Below are 15,189 nucleotides of genomic sequence, written 5' to 3' on the forward strand. Positions count from 1 at the left end.
CAGGATTGTTGCCGATGTCAGGTCGCCCCGAACTGCCCAAGATCGCCGCCACGCTCTACGAAGAGATCAAGGATATCGCCATTGTCTCTCCGCACGGGCATTGCGATCCCTCTTGGTTCAGTGAGAATGCCCCATTCCCCGACCCAGCAACACTGTTGGTGACACCAGATCATTACGTTTTCCGCATGCTGTATAGTCAGGGAGTCGCACTAGAAGATTTGGGGATCGGTGTGCCTGAGGACAAACGTGATCCACGCGAGATTTTCCGATTGTTTGCATCACATTGGCATTTGTTCCTTGGCACGCCAAGTCGCGCTTGGATCGAATATACGCTCCGCAAAACGCTTGGAATCAAAGAGGTTCTCTCCGCCGAAACAACGGACCTTGTCTATGATCAGATCGCCGCGAAGCTCACAGAAAAAGTGTTCCGCCCGCGAGAGGCCATGGAGGCTTTGAATATCGAAGTTCTGGCGACAACTGACGGTGCCTTAGATAGTTTAGACGCCCACGCTGCAATGCGTTCCTCGGGCTGGCAGGGCAGTGTGATCCCAACGTTCCGCCCGGATGACATTCTAAACCCGCTGCGCCCGGGGCACGCCGATAACATCGTGCGTCTCGGAGATATGACGGGTGAGGACACGGCGACCTTCGCTGGCTTCCTAACTGCCATCGAAAAGCGTCGTGCTTTCTTCAGAAGCCTCGGAGCGACGGCCACAGATCATGATGTTCCCTTTCTTATGACGGGGTGGTTGGCCCGTGCAGAAATTGAAACATTGCATGGAAAGGCGATTGAAGGAGCACTCTCAGAAGATGAGGCACTGCAATATTACGGTCACATGCTGATCGAGATGGCGCAGATGTCTGCCGATGACGGCATGGTAATGCAAGTTCACGCCGGGTCTATGCGCTCTACAAATCATGAAGTGCTCGCTAAGTTCGGCCCCGATAAGGGCGCTGATATTCCCATCGCAATCGATTGGGTGCGTGGATTGGATGCGCTCCTGAACCGAGTTGGAAATCATCCTAATTTCCGGTTGCTGGCCTTCACGCTGGATGAAAGCACTTATGCTCGCGAATTGGCTCCAATGGCGGGGCATTGGCCGTGCATGCGCCTTGGCCCCCCGTGGTGGTTCCATGACAGCGCCAATGGAATTCGGCGCTACTTTGATAATGTTGTCGAGACAGCCGGTTACTGGAACCTCGCAGGTTTCAACGACGATACGCGCGCCTTCCTGTCTATCCCCGCCCGCCATGACCTCTGGAGACGCGGTGTGAGCTTGCACTTGAACGATCAAGTGGAGCGGGGAGTCTTCGGTCTGAACGATGCCCGCCGTCTGGCACCTTTGCTCACACGCGATCTGGCAATTGATGCCTACCGGTTGGAGGACTAAAACATGCCACGCATCGTGCATTTGGGATTTGGTAATTTTCACCGTGCGCATCAGGCATGGTACACGCAGCTTAGCAATGACCTAGGTGGCACGCAGTGGGCGATCACCGGCGTGTCCATGAGCCGCCCGGACCTGAGAGACGCACTAAGTCCAGACGGATTTAGTTATTCTCTTGGTCTGCGCGGAGTGGACGGGCTCCGGGTTCAAGCCATCACAGTGCATGACCGGCTGCTGGTGGCTCGCGAAGACCCCCAGTCCGTCATTCGCGAGATTGCCGAACCAGAAACTAAAATCCTGTCATTGACCGTTACTGAAAAAGGTTATGGGCTCAATGCAGATGGGCGGCTTAAATTGGATGATCCTGTCATTCAGACGGATCTCAATTCGGATAGTCCCAAAAGCAGCGTTGGTATCCTTGCTCACGGATTGAAATTACGGTCGAAAATCAATGAGCCGATAACGGTCATGAGCTGCGATAATTTATCGGGCAATGGGCAGCTTTTACGCCAAGCCGTGATGGATTTTGCCCAGGCTGCAGGGTGGAACATGTCTGAATATCTGGAAAGCAGGGTCACTTTCCCTGACACAATGGTTGATCGGATCACACCAGCAACCACCGACATGACGCGTGAGGAAATCGCAGATGTCACTGGTCGGAGAGAACCCGTGCCGGTCATAACCGAAACCTTCTCAGAGTGGGTTATCGAAGATCACTTCGCAGCAGGCCGACCTGATTGGGATGCGGTTGGCGCTGTTTTCTCAAAGGAGGTAGCCCCCTTTGAGGCGCGAAAACTGCGGCTTTTGAACGCCTCTCACAGCCTACTCGCCTACGGAGGCGTCTTGCGCGGGCATGATTTTGTGCATGAGGCGATCAGTGATCCAGTTCTCCGAGATCATGTTGAATCACTTTGGGCCGAGGCCATAGAAACCTTGCCCGTTTCCATTCAGGAAAGTTGTAAAGCCTATTGTGACGCGCTTGTGGCCCGCTTTGAAGTTCCTGCAATTCGCCACGAGTTACGACAGATTGCAGCCGATGGAACTTTGAAACTTCCGGTACGGATTTTTGGAACGGCGACTGATCGTAAATCTGCTGGTTCAGAAAGCTCCGCACTCAGCCTCGCGGTGGGCAGTTGGCTGGCGTTTTGCCACAAAAATGCAATTACTGCTGACCCCAGAGCCAATGAAATCAACGCGCTTCTTTTCAAGAGAGAGCCCGAACAGGGCCTTTACAGAAAGGTTTTGAGGGACATGAATTGGGTAGGCACCTGTCCGTTTGAAGCTCAGGAGTTGGTAGAAAGCGCTCAATCCTGGCTTCACGCTTAAGAGTGTTGGCTGAGTAGAACTTAACCCATTCTTATTGTCTCATTGGTCCACTAAGGCGGATCAAACGCTGCGCACTTCAGATATTTTTCGGATGCAAAATAAAACTTGCATAGATTATGTCTCAATTTATGTTAGCGCTATCATTCATGAGTCGTTTTTCGAGCTCTGAGATGATAAACTTGGGTATATCCCAAACCGAAGATGACCAAAGTGGCCGCGAGGCTAAGGCTAGATATGCCATGTGATACGTCCCGAGCAAAAACTTTGGGATCGTTAGAGGAAAGAAAATGGTTTCACGCGTTATTCCTGTGAACGCTTTTGACTTGGTTCTATTCGGAGCCACGGGCGATCTCGCGCGCCGGAAAATATGGCCGGGTCTGTTCCATCGTTTCGTGGCCGGGCAGTTTGACGAGAATAGCCGTATTCTTGGAGTCTCCCGTTCAGACCATGAGACAGAAAAATTCCGCGACATTGTGCGCAAAGCCATCAAAGATCCTGAGATTGATGACGCACAGCTCGATGCGTTTCTCACCCGGGTCGAGTATATTTCTTTGGATGCCAAAGGGGAGCGAGGCTGGCAGGTGCTGGCGGATGTAGTGCGCTCTGATACGGTCCGCGCTTTCTATCTGTCGGTTGCCCCCAGCTTCTTCGGAGCGATCGCCAGGCGTTTGGAACAGTTTGGCATTGCCACGCCTGACAGCCGGATCGTGGTTGAAAAGCCATTCGGTCATGACCTTGACTCAGCCAAAGCACTAAACGCTGAATTACGGGAGTGTTTTCAAGAGCATCAAATCTACCGCATCGACCACTATTTGGGCAAAGAAACTGTGCAAAACCTGATGGCTTTGCGCTTTGCCAATTCGTTGTTTGAGCCGCTTTGGAACTCCTCCCAGATTGACCATGTACAAATCACAGTAGCAGAAAGCCTCTCTGTAGAGGGGCCGGGCGAGTATTACGATCAATCTGGCGCCATGCGTGATATGGTTCAGAACCACCTGATGCAGCTGCTGTGTCTGACGGCGATGGAGCCCCCATCCAAATTCACACCCAATGCCGTTCGCAACGAAAAGCTGAAGATCATCGAAGCTTTGGAACCGGTGCCTGTCGAAAATATCGCACGAGGACAATATCGCGCCGCAGGAGAGCAGGGCAGCTATAAAGAGCACGCCGGTGATCCCAATTCGACAACCGAAAGCTTCATCGCGATGAAGGTCGAGGTTGCCAACTGGCGCTGGGCGGGAACGCCGTTTTACCTGCGCACGGGCAAGTGTCTGCGGGAACGTGTCTCTGAAATCGCTGTCTTCTTCCGCAATCCGCCGCACATGATCTTTCCGGGGACAGAAACCCCGCAAGGCAATGTGCTGGTCATCCGACTACAGCCCGATGAGGGCATGACGCTCCACACGACCATCAAGGACCCTGGGCCGGGTGGCATGCGCCTGACCGAGGCATCGCTCGATATGACCTTTGCTGACAGCCTCAAGGATTCCGCCAAGCCACAAGACGCATATGAGCGGTTGATTATGGATGTGATCCGAGGCGATCAAACGCTCTTTATGCGCGGCGATGAAGTCGAAAGCGCATGGGCTTGGGCTGATCCAATTATCGCAAGTTGGACTGACCGCAATATGAAACCGCAGCAATATGACGTGGGCAGCGCTGGCCCAGAGGATGCGCTGCTTTTGATGCACAAAGACGGGCGCCGCTGGCGCTCAATTGGCGCTTAACGCGCGTTAGATAGGAAGCTCGACAATGACGTTGAATGCCACCCTAAAAGCCGTCACCGACCGGATTATCGCCCGCAGCGAAGCGACGCGACGCCCGTATCTGGACCGCATGGCTGCGGCCCAATCCAAAGGCCCAAGCCGGGCGCATCTGTCCTGTTCAGGTCAGGCACATGCCTATGCCGGAGCAGGGGTTGACCAAGATGCTCTAGCGACGAAAACCGCAGGCAATCTGGGTATCGTGACGGCCTACAATGATATGCTCTCAGCCCACCAGCCGTTTGAGCGCTACCCAACCCTGATCCGCGACGCCGTACGCGCTTCTGGTGGGACCGCGCAGGTCGCGGGCGGCGTGCCTGCCATGTGTGATGGTGTTACGCAGGGTGAGGCAGGTATGGAACTGAGCCTCTTTTCACGCGATGTGATCGCCATGGCGACAGGCGTCGCGCTCAGCCACAATGTCTATGATGCAGCGGTCTACCTGGGTGTTTGCGATAAGATCGTGCCGGGTCTGGTGATCGGCGCGCAGGCCTTTGGCCACTTGCCAGCGGTTTTTGTTCCAGCCGGTCCAATGACCAGCGGCATCACTAATGACGACAAGGCGAAAGTCCGTCAGGAGTTTGCCAAAGGCGAATGTGGCCGCGACAAGTTGATGGCCTCTGAGATGGCCGCATACCATGGTCCGGGCACCTGTACCTTCTACGGAACAGCCAATACCAACCAAATGCTGATGGAATTCATGGGCCTGCACCTGCCAGGCTCGTCCTTTGTAACCCCAAACACCGAGTTGCGTGATGAGCTGACGAAAGAGGGTGCGTTACGTGCGTTGTCGTTGTCTGCACTTGGTAACAACTACACCCCAACCTGCGATATCCTTGATGAGAAGGCTTTCGTGAATGGTATCGTTGGCCTGATGGTGACTGGCGGCTCCACAAACCTGCTGATCCACCTGCTCGCGATGGCGCGCGCCGGCGGTATCATTCTGGACTGGCAGGATTTTGCGGATATTTCCGAAACAGTACCTCTACTTGCACGGGTCTACCCAAACGGCCTTGCGGATGTGAATCACTTCCACGCTGCGGGCGGCCTCGGCTATCTGATCGGCGAACTCCTGAACGGCGGCATGCTGCATCCAGACACCAAAACCGTCGCGGGTGAGGGGCTGGAGAATTACACCTCAGAGCCATTCCTTGGTGACGATGGCCTGACTTGGCGTCCGGGCACCAAAGTCTCTCTGAACGAAAAAATCGTGCGGCCCTTGAGTGATCCATTCCAAGAAAACGGCGGCCTCTCGCATCTGACGGGCAATCTTGGCACCGGTGTCATGAAAATCTCGGCCGTTGCCCCAGAACATCGTGTCGTCGAGGCACCCGTGCGAGTGTTCCACGACCAGGAGGAAGCCAAAACGGCGTTCAAAGCAGGCGAGCTGACCGAGGACGTCATCATCGTTGTGCGTTTCCAAGGTCCAAAGGCCAATGGCATGCCTGAATTGCACAGCCTAACGCCATTCCTGCAAATCATGCAGGGCCGCGGCCAGAAGGTGGCGATGGTCACCGACGGGCGCATGTCTGGCGCATCAGGTAAAGTGCCCTCTGCGATCCATGTCTGCCCCGAAGCGCTCGATGGTGGTCCGATTGCATATCTGCAGGATGGAGATATTGTGCGCGTGGACGCCCTGAAAGGTGCGCTCGAGATTTTAACAAGTGGTGTTTTAGATCGTAAACCAGCCACAGCGGACCTCAGCGGCAATGAAGCCGGTGTTGGTCGCGAATTGTTCCAAGCCTTCCGCGCTTCCGTCGGTTCAGCCGACAGCGGCGCATCAGTTTTCGGAGTCTGAAGAGATGACCATCACCCCAGCACAGGCCAGCGCTGCTGCCCGTGAAATCTGCGAACTTGCCCCAATTGTCCCAGTTCTAGTGGTTCATGACGTGGCACACGCCCGCCCTCTGGCAGAAGCCTTGGTCGCCGGTGGTCTGCCTGCGCTTGAGGTCACCCTACGCACCCCTGCCGCCTTGGATGTGATCCGCGAAATGGCAAAGGTTGAAGGTGGTGTTGTAGGTGCGGGCACTTTGCTCACACCAGCCGATGTGAAAGCTGCCAAAGACGCAGGTGCGAAATTTGGCGTCTCACCGGGTGCGACAGACAGATTGCTGGATGCATGTGAAGCCGAAGATCTGCCAACGCTGCCGGGGGTCGCGACCTCTTCTGAAGCAATGAAGATGCTGGAACGTGGCTATACTATGTTGAAGTTCTTCCCCGCTGAAGCAAACGGTGGCGCTCCTGCGCTGAAAGCCATCGGTGCACCTCTTCCACAGATTTCATTCTGCCCAACCGGTGGCGTCAGCCCCGGCAATGCGGATAGCTACCTGTCTTTAACAAATGTTGTCTGCGCTGGCGGAAGCTGGGTTGCGCCTTCTGACCTGGTTCAGAAAGGCGATTGGAAAGCGATCGAAGAGCTGGCGCGCGAAGCAAGCCAGCTGCCACGCTAAGTCCTTTCCAAAAAACATTTCAAAAATGGGGTAGGATTCGCAAGATTCCACCCCATTTCACTTGCAAATCCTTCATTTGGGTGGCACCCGATGGAGCCAGACCTGATCAGCTAAGTTTCAGAGGATAGCGACATGCCAGATCTTCGTTCCAAAACATCTACCTTCGGCCGCCGCATGGCCGCCGCTCGTGCCCTATGGCGCGCGACTGGGATGAAAACCGAGGACTTTGGAAAGCCGATTGTCGCTGTCGTCAACTCCTTCACCGAATTCGTGCCGGGTCACGTGCACCTAAAAGATATGGGCCAGCTGGTCGCGCGCGAAATCGAAAAGGCGGGTGGTGTTGCGAAAGAGATGAACACCATTGCTGTGGACGACGGTATCGCCATGGGCCACGACGGGATGCTCTATTCCCTGCCGTCCCGCGAAGTCATCGCTGACTCTGTAGAATACATGGCAAATGCCCATTGCGCTGACGCGCTGGTATGTATTTCGAACTGTGACAAGATCACCCCGGGCATGCTGATGGCCGCGATGCGCCTCAATATCCCAGCGGTGTTTGTATCCGGTGGCCCTATGGAAGCGGGCAAGGTGATCCTGAAGGACGGCGAGCAAAAGGCCGACCTCGTAACCGCTATCGTGGGTGCGACCGATGAAGATCGCAGCGAAGAAGAAGTTGAGAAGCTGGAACGCTCCGCTTGCCCAACCTGTGGCTCTTGCTCCGGTATGTTCACAGCGAACTCCATGAACTGCCTCGCGGAAGCGCTGGGTCTGGCGCTGCCGGGCAACGGCTCTTTGCTGGCGACACACTCCAAGCGCGAAGGCCTGTTCAAAGAAGCGGGTCACAAGATCATCGAACTTTGTGACCGTTGGTACAAGGAAGGCGATGAGACTGCGTTGCCACGTGGCATTGCAAACTTCAAAGCCTTCGAGAATGCCATGGCGCTCGACATTGCGATGGGTGGCTCCACCAACACGGTTCTCCACCTGTTGGCGATTGCCCATGAGGGCGAAGTTGACTTCACCATGGCCGACATGGACCGTCTAAGCCGTGAAATCCCGCACCTGTGTAAAGTCGCGCCGTCCACGCCGAAGTACCACATGGAAGATGTGCACCGCGCAGGCGGCATTGCGCGTATTCTGGGTGAGCTTGACCGCGAGGGTAAAATCCACCGTGAAGTGGCCACAGTGCACGAACGCACCATGGGCGAGTTCATCGACAAATGGGACGTGCGTCGCGAAAGCGCGGGCAATGAAGCGCATGACCTGTTCATTGCGGCTCCGGGTGGTGTGCGCACCACGCAGGCCTTCAGCCAATCCCGTATGTATACAGAGCTTGATCTGGATATCGAAGACGGCTGCGTGCGCGACTTCAAAAACGCCTATTCCGAAGAGGGCGGCCTGTGCGTCTTGTTCGGCAACATCGCCGAACAGGGCTGTATCCTGAAAACCGCAGGGGTCATCAAAGAGATGTATGAATTCGAAGGCACCGCGAAAGTCTTTGAATCCATGGAAGACGCCATGCACGGCATCTTGCAGAACGAAGTGAAACCCTATTCCGTCGTTGTTATCCGCTACGAAGGCCCAAAAGGCGGGCCGGGTATGCAAGAAATGCTCTACCCAACAGCGTATCTGAAATCCAAAAAGCTCGACACAACCTGTGCGCTTCTCACAGATGGCCGCTTCTCTGGCGGCACAGCAGGTCTGTCGATTGGCCACGCCTCCCCTGAGGCGGCAGAGAAAGGCGTGATCGGATTGGTAGAAGACGGCGATAAGATTAAGATTTCCGTACCAAACCGTACGATCCACCTAGATGTGAGCGAAGAAGAGCTAGCCCAGCGTCGTGCAAACCACCCGCAGGCCGATAAGAAATTCTGGAAAGCCGAAGGCCGTCCTCGCGCGGTTTCCAAAGCACTGAAAGTCTATGCGGCGCACGTTGCGAACGCTTCACTTGGTGCGGTGCGCATGATCGATGAAGAAGACGAATAAGTCTTCTTCTCTAAGGCATAACAAAAGGGCGCTTCGGAGACATCCAAAGCGCCCTTTTTTGTAATTAGGAAATTTGTTCTTACAGACCCATGTGATCTGCAAAGATGTGGCGAACGATGTCTTCGCGCTTGAGGCCCTTTTTCGCCAGTTGCTCGTCAGTCATCTCGTTCAGCGCTTGAACGCGTTGCATGCGGTCGCTGGATTCAGCGAGAACCACCATGAAGTGGCCGATAGCAGCGAAGGGTTTCATGAGAAGGCGAAGAACAGAAAAGCCTACGCCGGATTGCAGTGCTACAGTTGCCATGGGACAGTCTCCATAACTGGTTTGTCCCTCCCTGACACCAACTTACTCCCTGAGTTCGGGAGGAGGAAGGTCTCCTCCCGAATAGCCGTTATGCGCCGGATGCAATTCGTAACGGCCTATTTTTTAGGCGTTTCAGGCATCGCTGGCGGTGTGGACGGTTGGCGTGTTCTGCGGCGCGCGGTCGCTTCAGCCTCCTTTGATTTTGGTGTCGGTTTCGGGGACGCTGCTTTGGCAACAGGGGGCTTTGGAGCTACCGTTTTTGCTGGTTCTACGGCTTTTGAGGCTGGTTTCACCTCGACCGGTTTCGGTGCTTTTTCTTTCTTTGGTGTCACGGCCGGTTTTGGTGCGGCAGCGGTTTCGGCGGCCTTGGGCTTGGCTGCGGTTTTGGGTTTAGGAGCTGGTGCAGGTTTTACAGCATCCTTAACAATTGCGACTTTGGGCTTCGCCGCTGTTTTGCGCGCTGCCCGCTTAGGTTTCGAGGCGTTGCCTGCAACACGTTGGCTTGTGAAATCAGGAGCAGACTTTGGTGCGGGCGACTTAGCCACAGTTGGCGTTGCAATGAAAGGCGCCCATAGCGCTTGGTTGAGTACCATCCCCACGCGCAGTTGCTGTTCGACTGTTTTTCCAAAAAATTGCCATCCAGCGACGGTGGCGCTGACGGGATCAACAAGCAAATTCATCTGGATCGTCCTTTACTTTCTGTGGGCATAGGCCCGTTTGGGAATTCTACTTCGTTTAAATTTCGCGCGGCCTCTATGGCAGGTTTTTCCAAGGCAAACTTTCGTGTCATGGCTCAATCAACCTTGATTTGCAGCAAGCTTAGTGGCCAAACATGACAGATTGAGTAAATTCCCTGCTGGAAAATGCTGCAATGCGGCAATTTGCTCTTAAATGCTCAATTAAGCGTCAATTAATTCGGTTTCATTGCAACTGGGTAGGTTTCAGCGCATTTTCCCGCCAACGAATCAAAGGCCCGAGGATCCCGCCATGAGTTTCGACCGTTCCGTCAAAATCGCCCCGTCCATACTATCCGCAGACTTTGCCAACTTCGGTAAAGAGATCGAAGCCGTTGAGGCGCAGGGTGCAGATTGGATTCACGTGGACGTCATGGATGGCCATTTCGTGCCAAACCTGACCTTCGGCCCACCGCTCTGTGCTGCGATCCGCAAGCACATCAACACTGTGATGGATGTGCACCTGATGATCTCTCCGGTTGATCCCTACATCCAAGCCTTTGCAGACGCGGGTGCAGATGTGATGACAGCACACCTTGAAGCCGGCCCACACATTCACCGCACGCTGCAGGCCATTCGCGGGGCAGGGTGCAAGGCTGGTCTGGCGCTGAACCCGGGCACAGGTATCGAAGACATCGAATACCTGCTGGATATGGTGGATCTGATTTGTGTGATGACAGTGAACCCAGGCTTTGGCGGCCAAAAGTTCATCCACAGCCAAGTCGACAAGGTCAAAAAGCTGCGTGCGATGATCGGTGATCGCCCGATCCATATCGAAATCGACGGTGGCATCACACCAGAGACCGCGCCATTGATGGCTGCAGCGGGTGCAGACGTGCTTGTCGCTGGCTCTGCGGTGTTCAAAGGTGGCAGCGTTGATAACCCTGCGCCTTACGGTGAGAACATTCGTGCGATCAAAGCTTCTGTGCTTTAAGCACTGGACTGCGCTTCTAGCACGATCTCAAATTGCTCCAGGGCCAAGGCGCACTGCGCCTTGACCTCATCAGATCTCGGTGGAGGCATCACGCCAATCACGCGTTTGATTTGGTGATCCCCAATCAACAGATGCACAAATGTTCGGGTCATAGCGCCCAGCTGTTCTTCTGATACTTTTCCAGTGGCTTGGATAAGGCCAAGGAAGAGCGGTTGAATCACATCACGCCCGCCTTTGGATATCGCTTCTCCGAGGATACCCGTAGGGTCAGAGGCCGCTGCCCGATTAAGCAGAATCGCACGCTCCCCAAGCAGCATTTCCAAGAATATGGGCGATATTTTTTGCAGGGCTTGCAGGGGATTTTCATCACCTTTGAGCGCCGCGCGGAGCAAAACCTCTGTTTCAGATGCGTTATCGCGCACCATAGCCTCAAAGAGCCCGGTCTTGTCCCCATACCAGCGATAAAGTGTTTCATTTGAAGCCTTTGCAGCTTTTGCGATGTTCAGCATCGACGCACCTGCATAGCCCTTCTCCGATAAGAGCGCGTAGGCCGCTTCGACAATCGCCGCGTGCCGTTCCTGTTTCTTTTGTTTTCTCATCGTACCCCAAAATTCTTGTTGCAATATCCGTACACATCGATACGGATATTGGCAAGGCGTATACTTCTGTACGGAAAATGGAGATTTGATCATGAGATATTTGACGAAAGTAACCATCGGCATCGCGCTGCTGTTGAGCGCGGCGATATTTGGGTTTTTCTATGCCTGGGTGTGTTCAACGATGTGGGGGTTGGATGGTACCGATCCGCGCGTCGCGATAAAGGCCATGCAGGCCATGAACGGCTCTGTGCGGAACGCTGTCTTCGCACCAGCATTTTTTGGGACACCCTTTGCGCTTTGGGTCGCAGCAACACTCGTTTGGAGACAGGAATCTCAACGCAGCGCGTTGCTATTTGCAGCGGCAGGATGCGTTTACTTTTTCTTAGGGCTGGTGCTGACCATGCGCGTGAATGTTCCCATGAATGAAACGTTAGCGCTGGTTGAGGTGCCAGAGAGCATAGAAGAAGCGAAAGCCATCTGGGAGGCCTACTCCAGCAAATGGCAGGTGTGGAACATCACGCGGACCATCACATCCGGCCTGGCGTTCGTTTTGGCACTGGCCGGAGTCTTTGCCTACTCATCAAGGGAGAAGGGCGCTTCGCGCTTGTCTCTAGCGGGCTGAAACGCTGGCCATTCGAATGCCTGCAAAGATCAGAGCGGCACCTGCGGATTTGTTGATCAACCCAACAACCCACTTTCGTAACCCACCGGCGGCAATGCGGTCGCCGAGAAAGCCATAAGCAGTGTATGACATAAGATCGATCGCCAGCGTTGTGACACCCATGATCAAGATCTGCGGCAGGATCGGCATCTCTGGGTTCAAGAACTGGGGTAGGATCGCCGCGAAATACATCAGTGCTTTGGGGTTCGCAAATTCAATGACAAACCCTTGAACATAAAGCTTTTTCGTCGATTTTGATGTGCGACTTGGAGACACTTTGATCGGTCCATTCGCGCTGAATATCGCAGTGACACCTAGCCAAAGCAGATAGGCAACGCCCACCCATTTGATGATTTGAAACAAGAGGTTGGAGGCGACAATAAGAGAGGCGATGCCGGTGCCTGAAAGTATGAAATAAATGACATTCGCGCTCGCAATTCCAACTACCCCAGCGAAGGCTTTTCGCCCTCCATTTGCCGCACCTTGAGAGGCCACAGTGATCGCAGCAGCACCGGGGGTGAAACACACCACTGCTGTTGTAATCAGGAATACGAGATAGGTTTCAATTGTCATTGCACACCTCGGTGAGTATTGAAGTGCTCAGACTATGCCGTATGTGGACCTGTGTCGCGACCCAATTCTTGCGCAATTGGGCAGACCAATTTAGGCCATTTCAGGCAGTACAAGATCCGGTGGGCGATGGCCGTCTTCAAATGTCTTGATGTTCAAGATGACTTTCTCACCCATCTCGATCCGACATTCCAAAGTCGCAGAGCCCATATGAGGCAACATCACCACATTGCCGAGACTGCGCAGCTCAGCGGCCATCTCTTCGCCGCCTTCATAAACGTCGAGACCTGCGCCACCAATGTCGCCCGATTTGAGCGCACGCGTGAGTGCAACTTCATCGACCACTTCGCCGCGGGACGTGTTCACAATGACAGCGCCCGGTTTCATGAGTTTAAGGCGGCGTGCGTTCACAAGGTGGTAGGTTGCAGGTGTATGCGGGCAGTTGATCGACAAAACGTCCATCCGTGCCAGCATTTGATCGAGGCTTTCCCAATAAGTCGCCTCAAATTGCTCTTCGATCCCTGGGTGCAGGCGGCGCCGGTTGTGATAGTGCACTTCCATACCAAAGGCGCGGGCACGTTGTGCAACTGCGCGTCCAATGCGACCCATGCCGAGAATGCCGAGTTTGCGCCCGCCAACGCGTCCACCAAGCATTGCACTCGGAGACCACCCCGCCCACTTGCCGCGTTCCATCTGAGCAAGGCCTTCTGGAATGCGTCGGGTGACCGCAAGGATCAGAGCCATGGCCATATCGGCCGTATCTTCTGTCATAACCCCTGGCGTGTTGGTGACAGTGATACCTTTGGCACGCGCTTCTTCAACTTCGATATGGTCCACGCCTGCACCGTAGTTGGCGATCAATTTCAGCTGAGGGCCAGCTCTGGCGATGACCTCTTGATCAATGCGATCATTCAAATTGCTGATCAGGACATTTGCCTTGCCAACCGTATCAAGCAGCTCTTCGCGCGACATCTGGGTTTCGTCTTCGCGCAGCGTGACATCAAACAGCTCTGCAAGGCGTGCTTCGACCGGGGCCGGCAACCGTCGCGTAACGACAACACTCAGACGCTGCTTTGCCATATGGTACCTCGGGGTTCTTTCCAAATCAGAGCGTTGCTGGCACAGTGCCTCACAGAATGACGGGGCACAAGAACCCCCGCGCAATTTTATGAGCAGACAAATGGTTTCGGGGAAGAGCAGGCGTTCGATTTCTGGCGTATTGGCGGCGGCGATTGCGGTTTTCGCAATGGCGGGTGCGGCAATGGCAGAGACCAAGCGCGGCCCGGTAACCAATCTTCCTATGCCGCGATATGTCAGTCTGAAAGCAGCGAAAGCTAATGTGCGTCGCGGACCGTCTTTGACACACCGCATCGATTGGATCTTCAAACGACGGGATATGCCTTTGGTCGTGACTGCTGAACATGGTCACTGGCGTCGGGTGCAGGACCGAGATGGTGCTGGCGGCTGGGTGCATTATTCACTGTTGTCGGGCAATCGCACCGTGATCGTGCAGGCAGATATGCTGCCATTGAATATGCGTCCAGAGCCGAATACGCCTATGGTGGCGCAGTTAGAGCTGGGCGTTGTCGCCCACCTTGGGAAATGCGACCCTGAGTGGTGCCGCATTTCTGCAGGTGGGTACAAAGGTTGGGCCCGCAAATCTGATATTTGGGGTGTGGGCCCAAAAGAAATTCGCAAGTGACTCGCCTTCCGAAGAAGGGATCAGAAGCGTTTCTTCACTCTTAGATATTCGTGTTCGTAGTTTTCCGCACATTGTTCCGGTGTAAGACGTGCAAAAAACGTGGAATCGTCATACCGAACTTCGTAGACCGCAGTCCAAAGTCCTTGTTCAAAAACAGGCTTCAACTCGTCGCAATATTGGTTGTCCTTGGTGAGCATTGTCCAGAGTTTGCTCTCTGCTATCGGCGCACCGGCATCACCCAGTCTGCCCTTAGCGTTTACTTCAAAAACCAAATCGCGCTTATCCAATACCGCGCTTTCAATCGCCATGGTTTTGGAGAGCTTCCGCGGAAGGCTTGATTGAACCGTGTCTACCTCTGCAAGCAGTTCCTCGGACGGAGGGATGCTTGAAATGCCATTCAGCACCATATGCTTGTAGTGCCAGGGGTCATAGGCGAAGTGGCCAACGACAGGGATCAAGAGGCCTGTGATTGCCATCGCAAGGTAGCTCCAAAGCGACGGATGCCGATTATAGGATGCTGCTGCGCGGATGCCTTCAAGCAGTTGGTAGAGATAAACGACCAACAAACCAGCCAAGACGATACGTGCGGTCTGCGCATACATTCGGGTTTTTGCGATGTCGGTGGTGTCGGCGATTATTAGAAGATAACCCATCAGTGCCGATATTAGTAGCACAACTATAACGACATAAAGCCAGAAAATGCGCCAGACCGGTACGGTGCGCAGGAAATAACTTAGCATAAAATAACCTTAGCAAAGAAAAGGGCCCGAGT

15 protein-coding genes are annotated in these 15,189 nt (G+C 54.4%); 10 read left to right on the forward strand and 5 right to left on the reverse strand.

The genetic code is table 11. The features are described from left to right. Positions 1-14: 14 nt before the first annotated feature. The 6 genes from uxaC to ilvD all read left to right on the forward strand — a co-directional run bounded on the left by uxaC (position 15) and on the right by ilvD (position 8,913). Positions 15-1,391 (forward strand): glucuronate isomerase, encoded by a 1,377-nt coding sequence (gene uxaC, locus M0D42_RS01850; RefSeq protein ID WP_265019915.1) that lies wholly within the window; start codon positions 15-17, stop codon positions 1,389-1,391. A gap of 3 nt (positions 1,392-1,394) precedes the next feature. Then, a complete protein-coding gene (locus M0D42_RS01855) occupies positions 1,395-2,714 on the forward strand; it encodes a mannitol dehydrogenase family protein (RefSeq protein ID WP_265019916.1) in 1,320 nt (439 codons plus the stop codon). A gap of 287 nt (positions 2,715-3,001) precedes the next feature. Then, positions 3,002-4,441, forward strand: coding sequence for a glucose-6-phosphate dehydrogenase (gene zwf, locus M0D42_RS01860; RefSeq protein WP_265019917.1), 1,440 nt, complete (start codon positions 3,002-3,004; stop codon positions 4,439-4,441). 25 nt (positions 4,442-4,466) lie between these two features. Continuing rightward, positions 4,467-6,275, forward strand: coding sequence for a phosphogluconate dehydratase (gene edd, locus M0D42_RS01865; protein ID WP_265019918.1), 1,809 nt, complete (start codon positions 4,467-4,469; stop codon positions 6,273-6,275). Between the two features lie 4 nt (positions 6,276-6,279). After that, positions 6,280-6,927 (forward strand): bifunctional 4-hydroxy-2-oxoglutarate aldolase/2-dehydro-3-deoxy-phosphogluconate aldolase, encoded by a 648-nt coding sequence (gene eda / locus M0D42_RS01870; RefSeq protein WP_265019919.1) that lies wholly within the window; start codon positions 6,280-6,282, stop codon positions 6,925-6,927. A gap of 132 nt (positions 6,928-7,059) precedes the next feature. Next, the gene (gene ilvD / locus M0D42_RS01875; protein ID WP_265019920.1) at positions 7,060-8,913 is read left to right on the forward strand and encodes a dihydroxy-acid dehydratase; all 1,854 of its coding nucleotides are present in this window, start codon (positions 7,060-7,062) and stop codon (positions 8,911-8,913) included. A 79-nt stretch (positions 8,914-8,992) separates the two neighbouring features. Here ilvD and M0D42_RS01880 read toward each other — a convergent pair whose 3' ends face one another. Beyond that, positions 8,993-9,217, reverse strand: a complete 225-nt coding sequence (locus M0D42_RS01880; protein ID WP_265019921.1) for a DUF1127 domain-containing protein — start codon at positions 9,215-9,217, stop codon at positions 8,993-8,995. 90 nt (positions 9,218-9,307) lie between these two features. Between M0D42_RS01880 and M0D42_RS01885 the strand changes: the two genes are divergently transcribed. Together M0D42_RS01885 and rpe are read left to right on the forward strand one after the other, a co-directional pair. After that, the gene (locus M0D42_RS01885) at positions 9,308-9,928 is read left to right on the forward strand and encodes a hypothetical protein (RefSeq protein WP_265019922.1); all 621 of its coding nucleotides are present in this window, start codon (positions 9,308-9,310) and stop codon (positions 9,926-9,928) included. Positions 9,929-10,204: 276 nt separating this feature from the next. Beyond that, entirely contained in the window at positions 10,205-10,885 is a 681-nt protein-coding gene (gene rpe, locus M0D42_RS01890; protein ID WP_265019923.1) for a ribulose-phosphate 3-epimerase, read from the forward strand. Here rpe and M0D42_RS01895 read toward each other — a convergent pair. Further along, on the reverse strand, positions 10,882-11,484 hold the full coding sequence (locus M0D42_RS01895) for a TetR/AcrR family transcriptional regulator (protein WP_265019924.1): 603 nt from the start codon (positions 11,482-11,484) through the stop codon (positions 10,882-10,884). The two genes, rpe and M0D42_RS01895, sit on opposite strands and share 4 nt — an antisense overlap. Before the next feature lie 91 nt (positions 11,485-11,575). On the opposite strand from M0D42_RS01895, the gene M0D42_RS01900 reads away from it, so the two are divergent. Then, on the forward strand, positions 11,576-12,106 hold the full coding sequence (locus M0D42_RS01900) for a DUF1772 domain-containing protein (protein ID WP_265019925.1): 531 nt from the start codon (positions 11,576-11,578) through the stop codon (positions 12,104-12,106). On the opposite strand, the gene M0D42_RS01905 is transcribed toward M0D42_RS01900, so the two are convergent. After that, positions 12,095-12,718, reverse strand: a complete 624-nt coding sequence (locus M0D42_RS01905; protein WP_265019926.1) for a LysE family translocator — start codon at positions 12,716-12,718, stop codon at positions 12,095-12,097. The genes M0D42_RS01900 and M0D42_RS01905 overlap by 12 nt on opposite strands. A gap of 90 nt (positions 12,719-12,808) precedes the next feature. Further along, positions 12,809-13,795, reverse strand: coding sequence for a 2-hydroxyacid dehydrogenase (locus M0D42_RS01910; protein ID WP_265019927.1), 987 nt, complete (start codon positions 13,793-13,795; stop codon positions 12,809-12,811). A 100-nt stretch (positions 13,796-13,895) separates the two neighbouring features. On the opposite strand from M0D42_RS01910, the gene M0D42_RS01915 reads away from it, so the two are divergent. Further along, positions 13,896-14,417 carry an SH3 domain-containing protein gene (locus M0D42_RS01915; RefSeq protein ID WP_419195954.1) on the forward strand — a complete coding sequence of 174 codons (522 nt, stop codon included), beginning with the start codon at positions 13,896-13,898 and terminating at the stop codon, positions 14,415-14,417. A gap of 20 nt (positions 14,418-14,437) precedes the next feature. Here M0D42_RS01915 and M0D42_RS01920 read toward each other — a convergent pair whose 3' ends face one another. Continuing rightward, positions 14,438-15,157, reverse strand: a complete 720-nt coding sequence (locus tag M0D42_RS01920) for a hypothetical protein (RefSeq protein WP_265019928.1) — start codon at positions 15,155-15,157, stop codon at positions 14,438-14,440. Positions 15,158-15,189: the final 32 nt, after the last annotated feature.

Origin of the sequence: Cognatishimia activa (genome assembly GCF_026016445.1) — a bacterium.
In the GTDB taxonomy this organism is placed as follows: Bacteria; Pseudomonadota; Alphaproteobacteria; order Rhodobacterales; family Rhodobacteraceae; genus Cognatishimia; species Cognatishimia activa_B.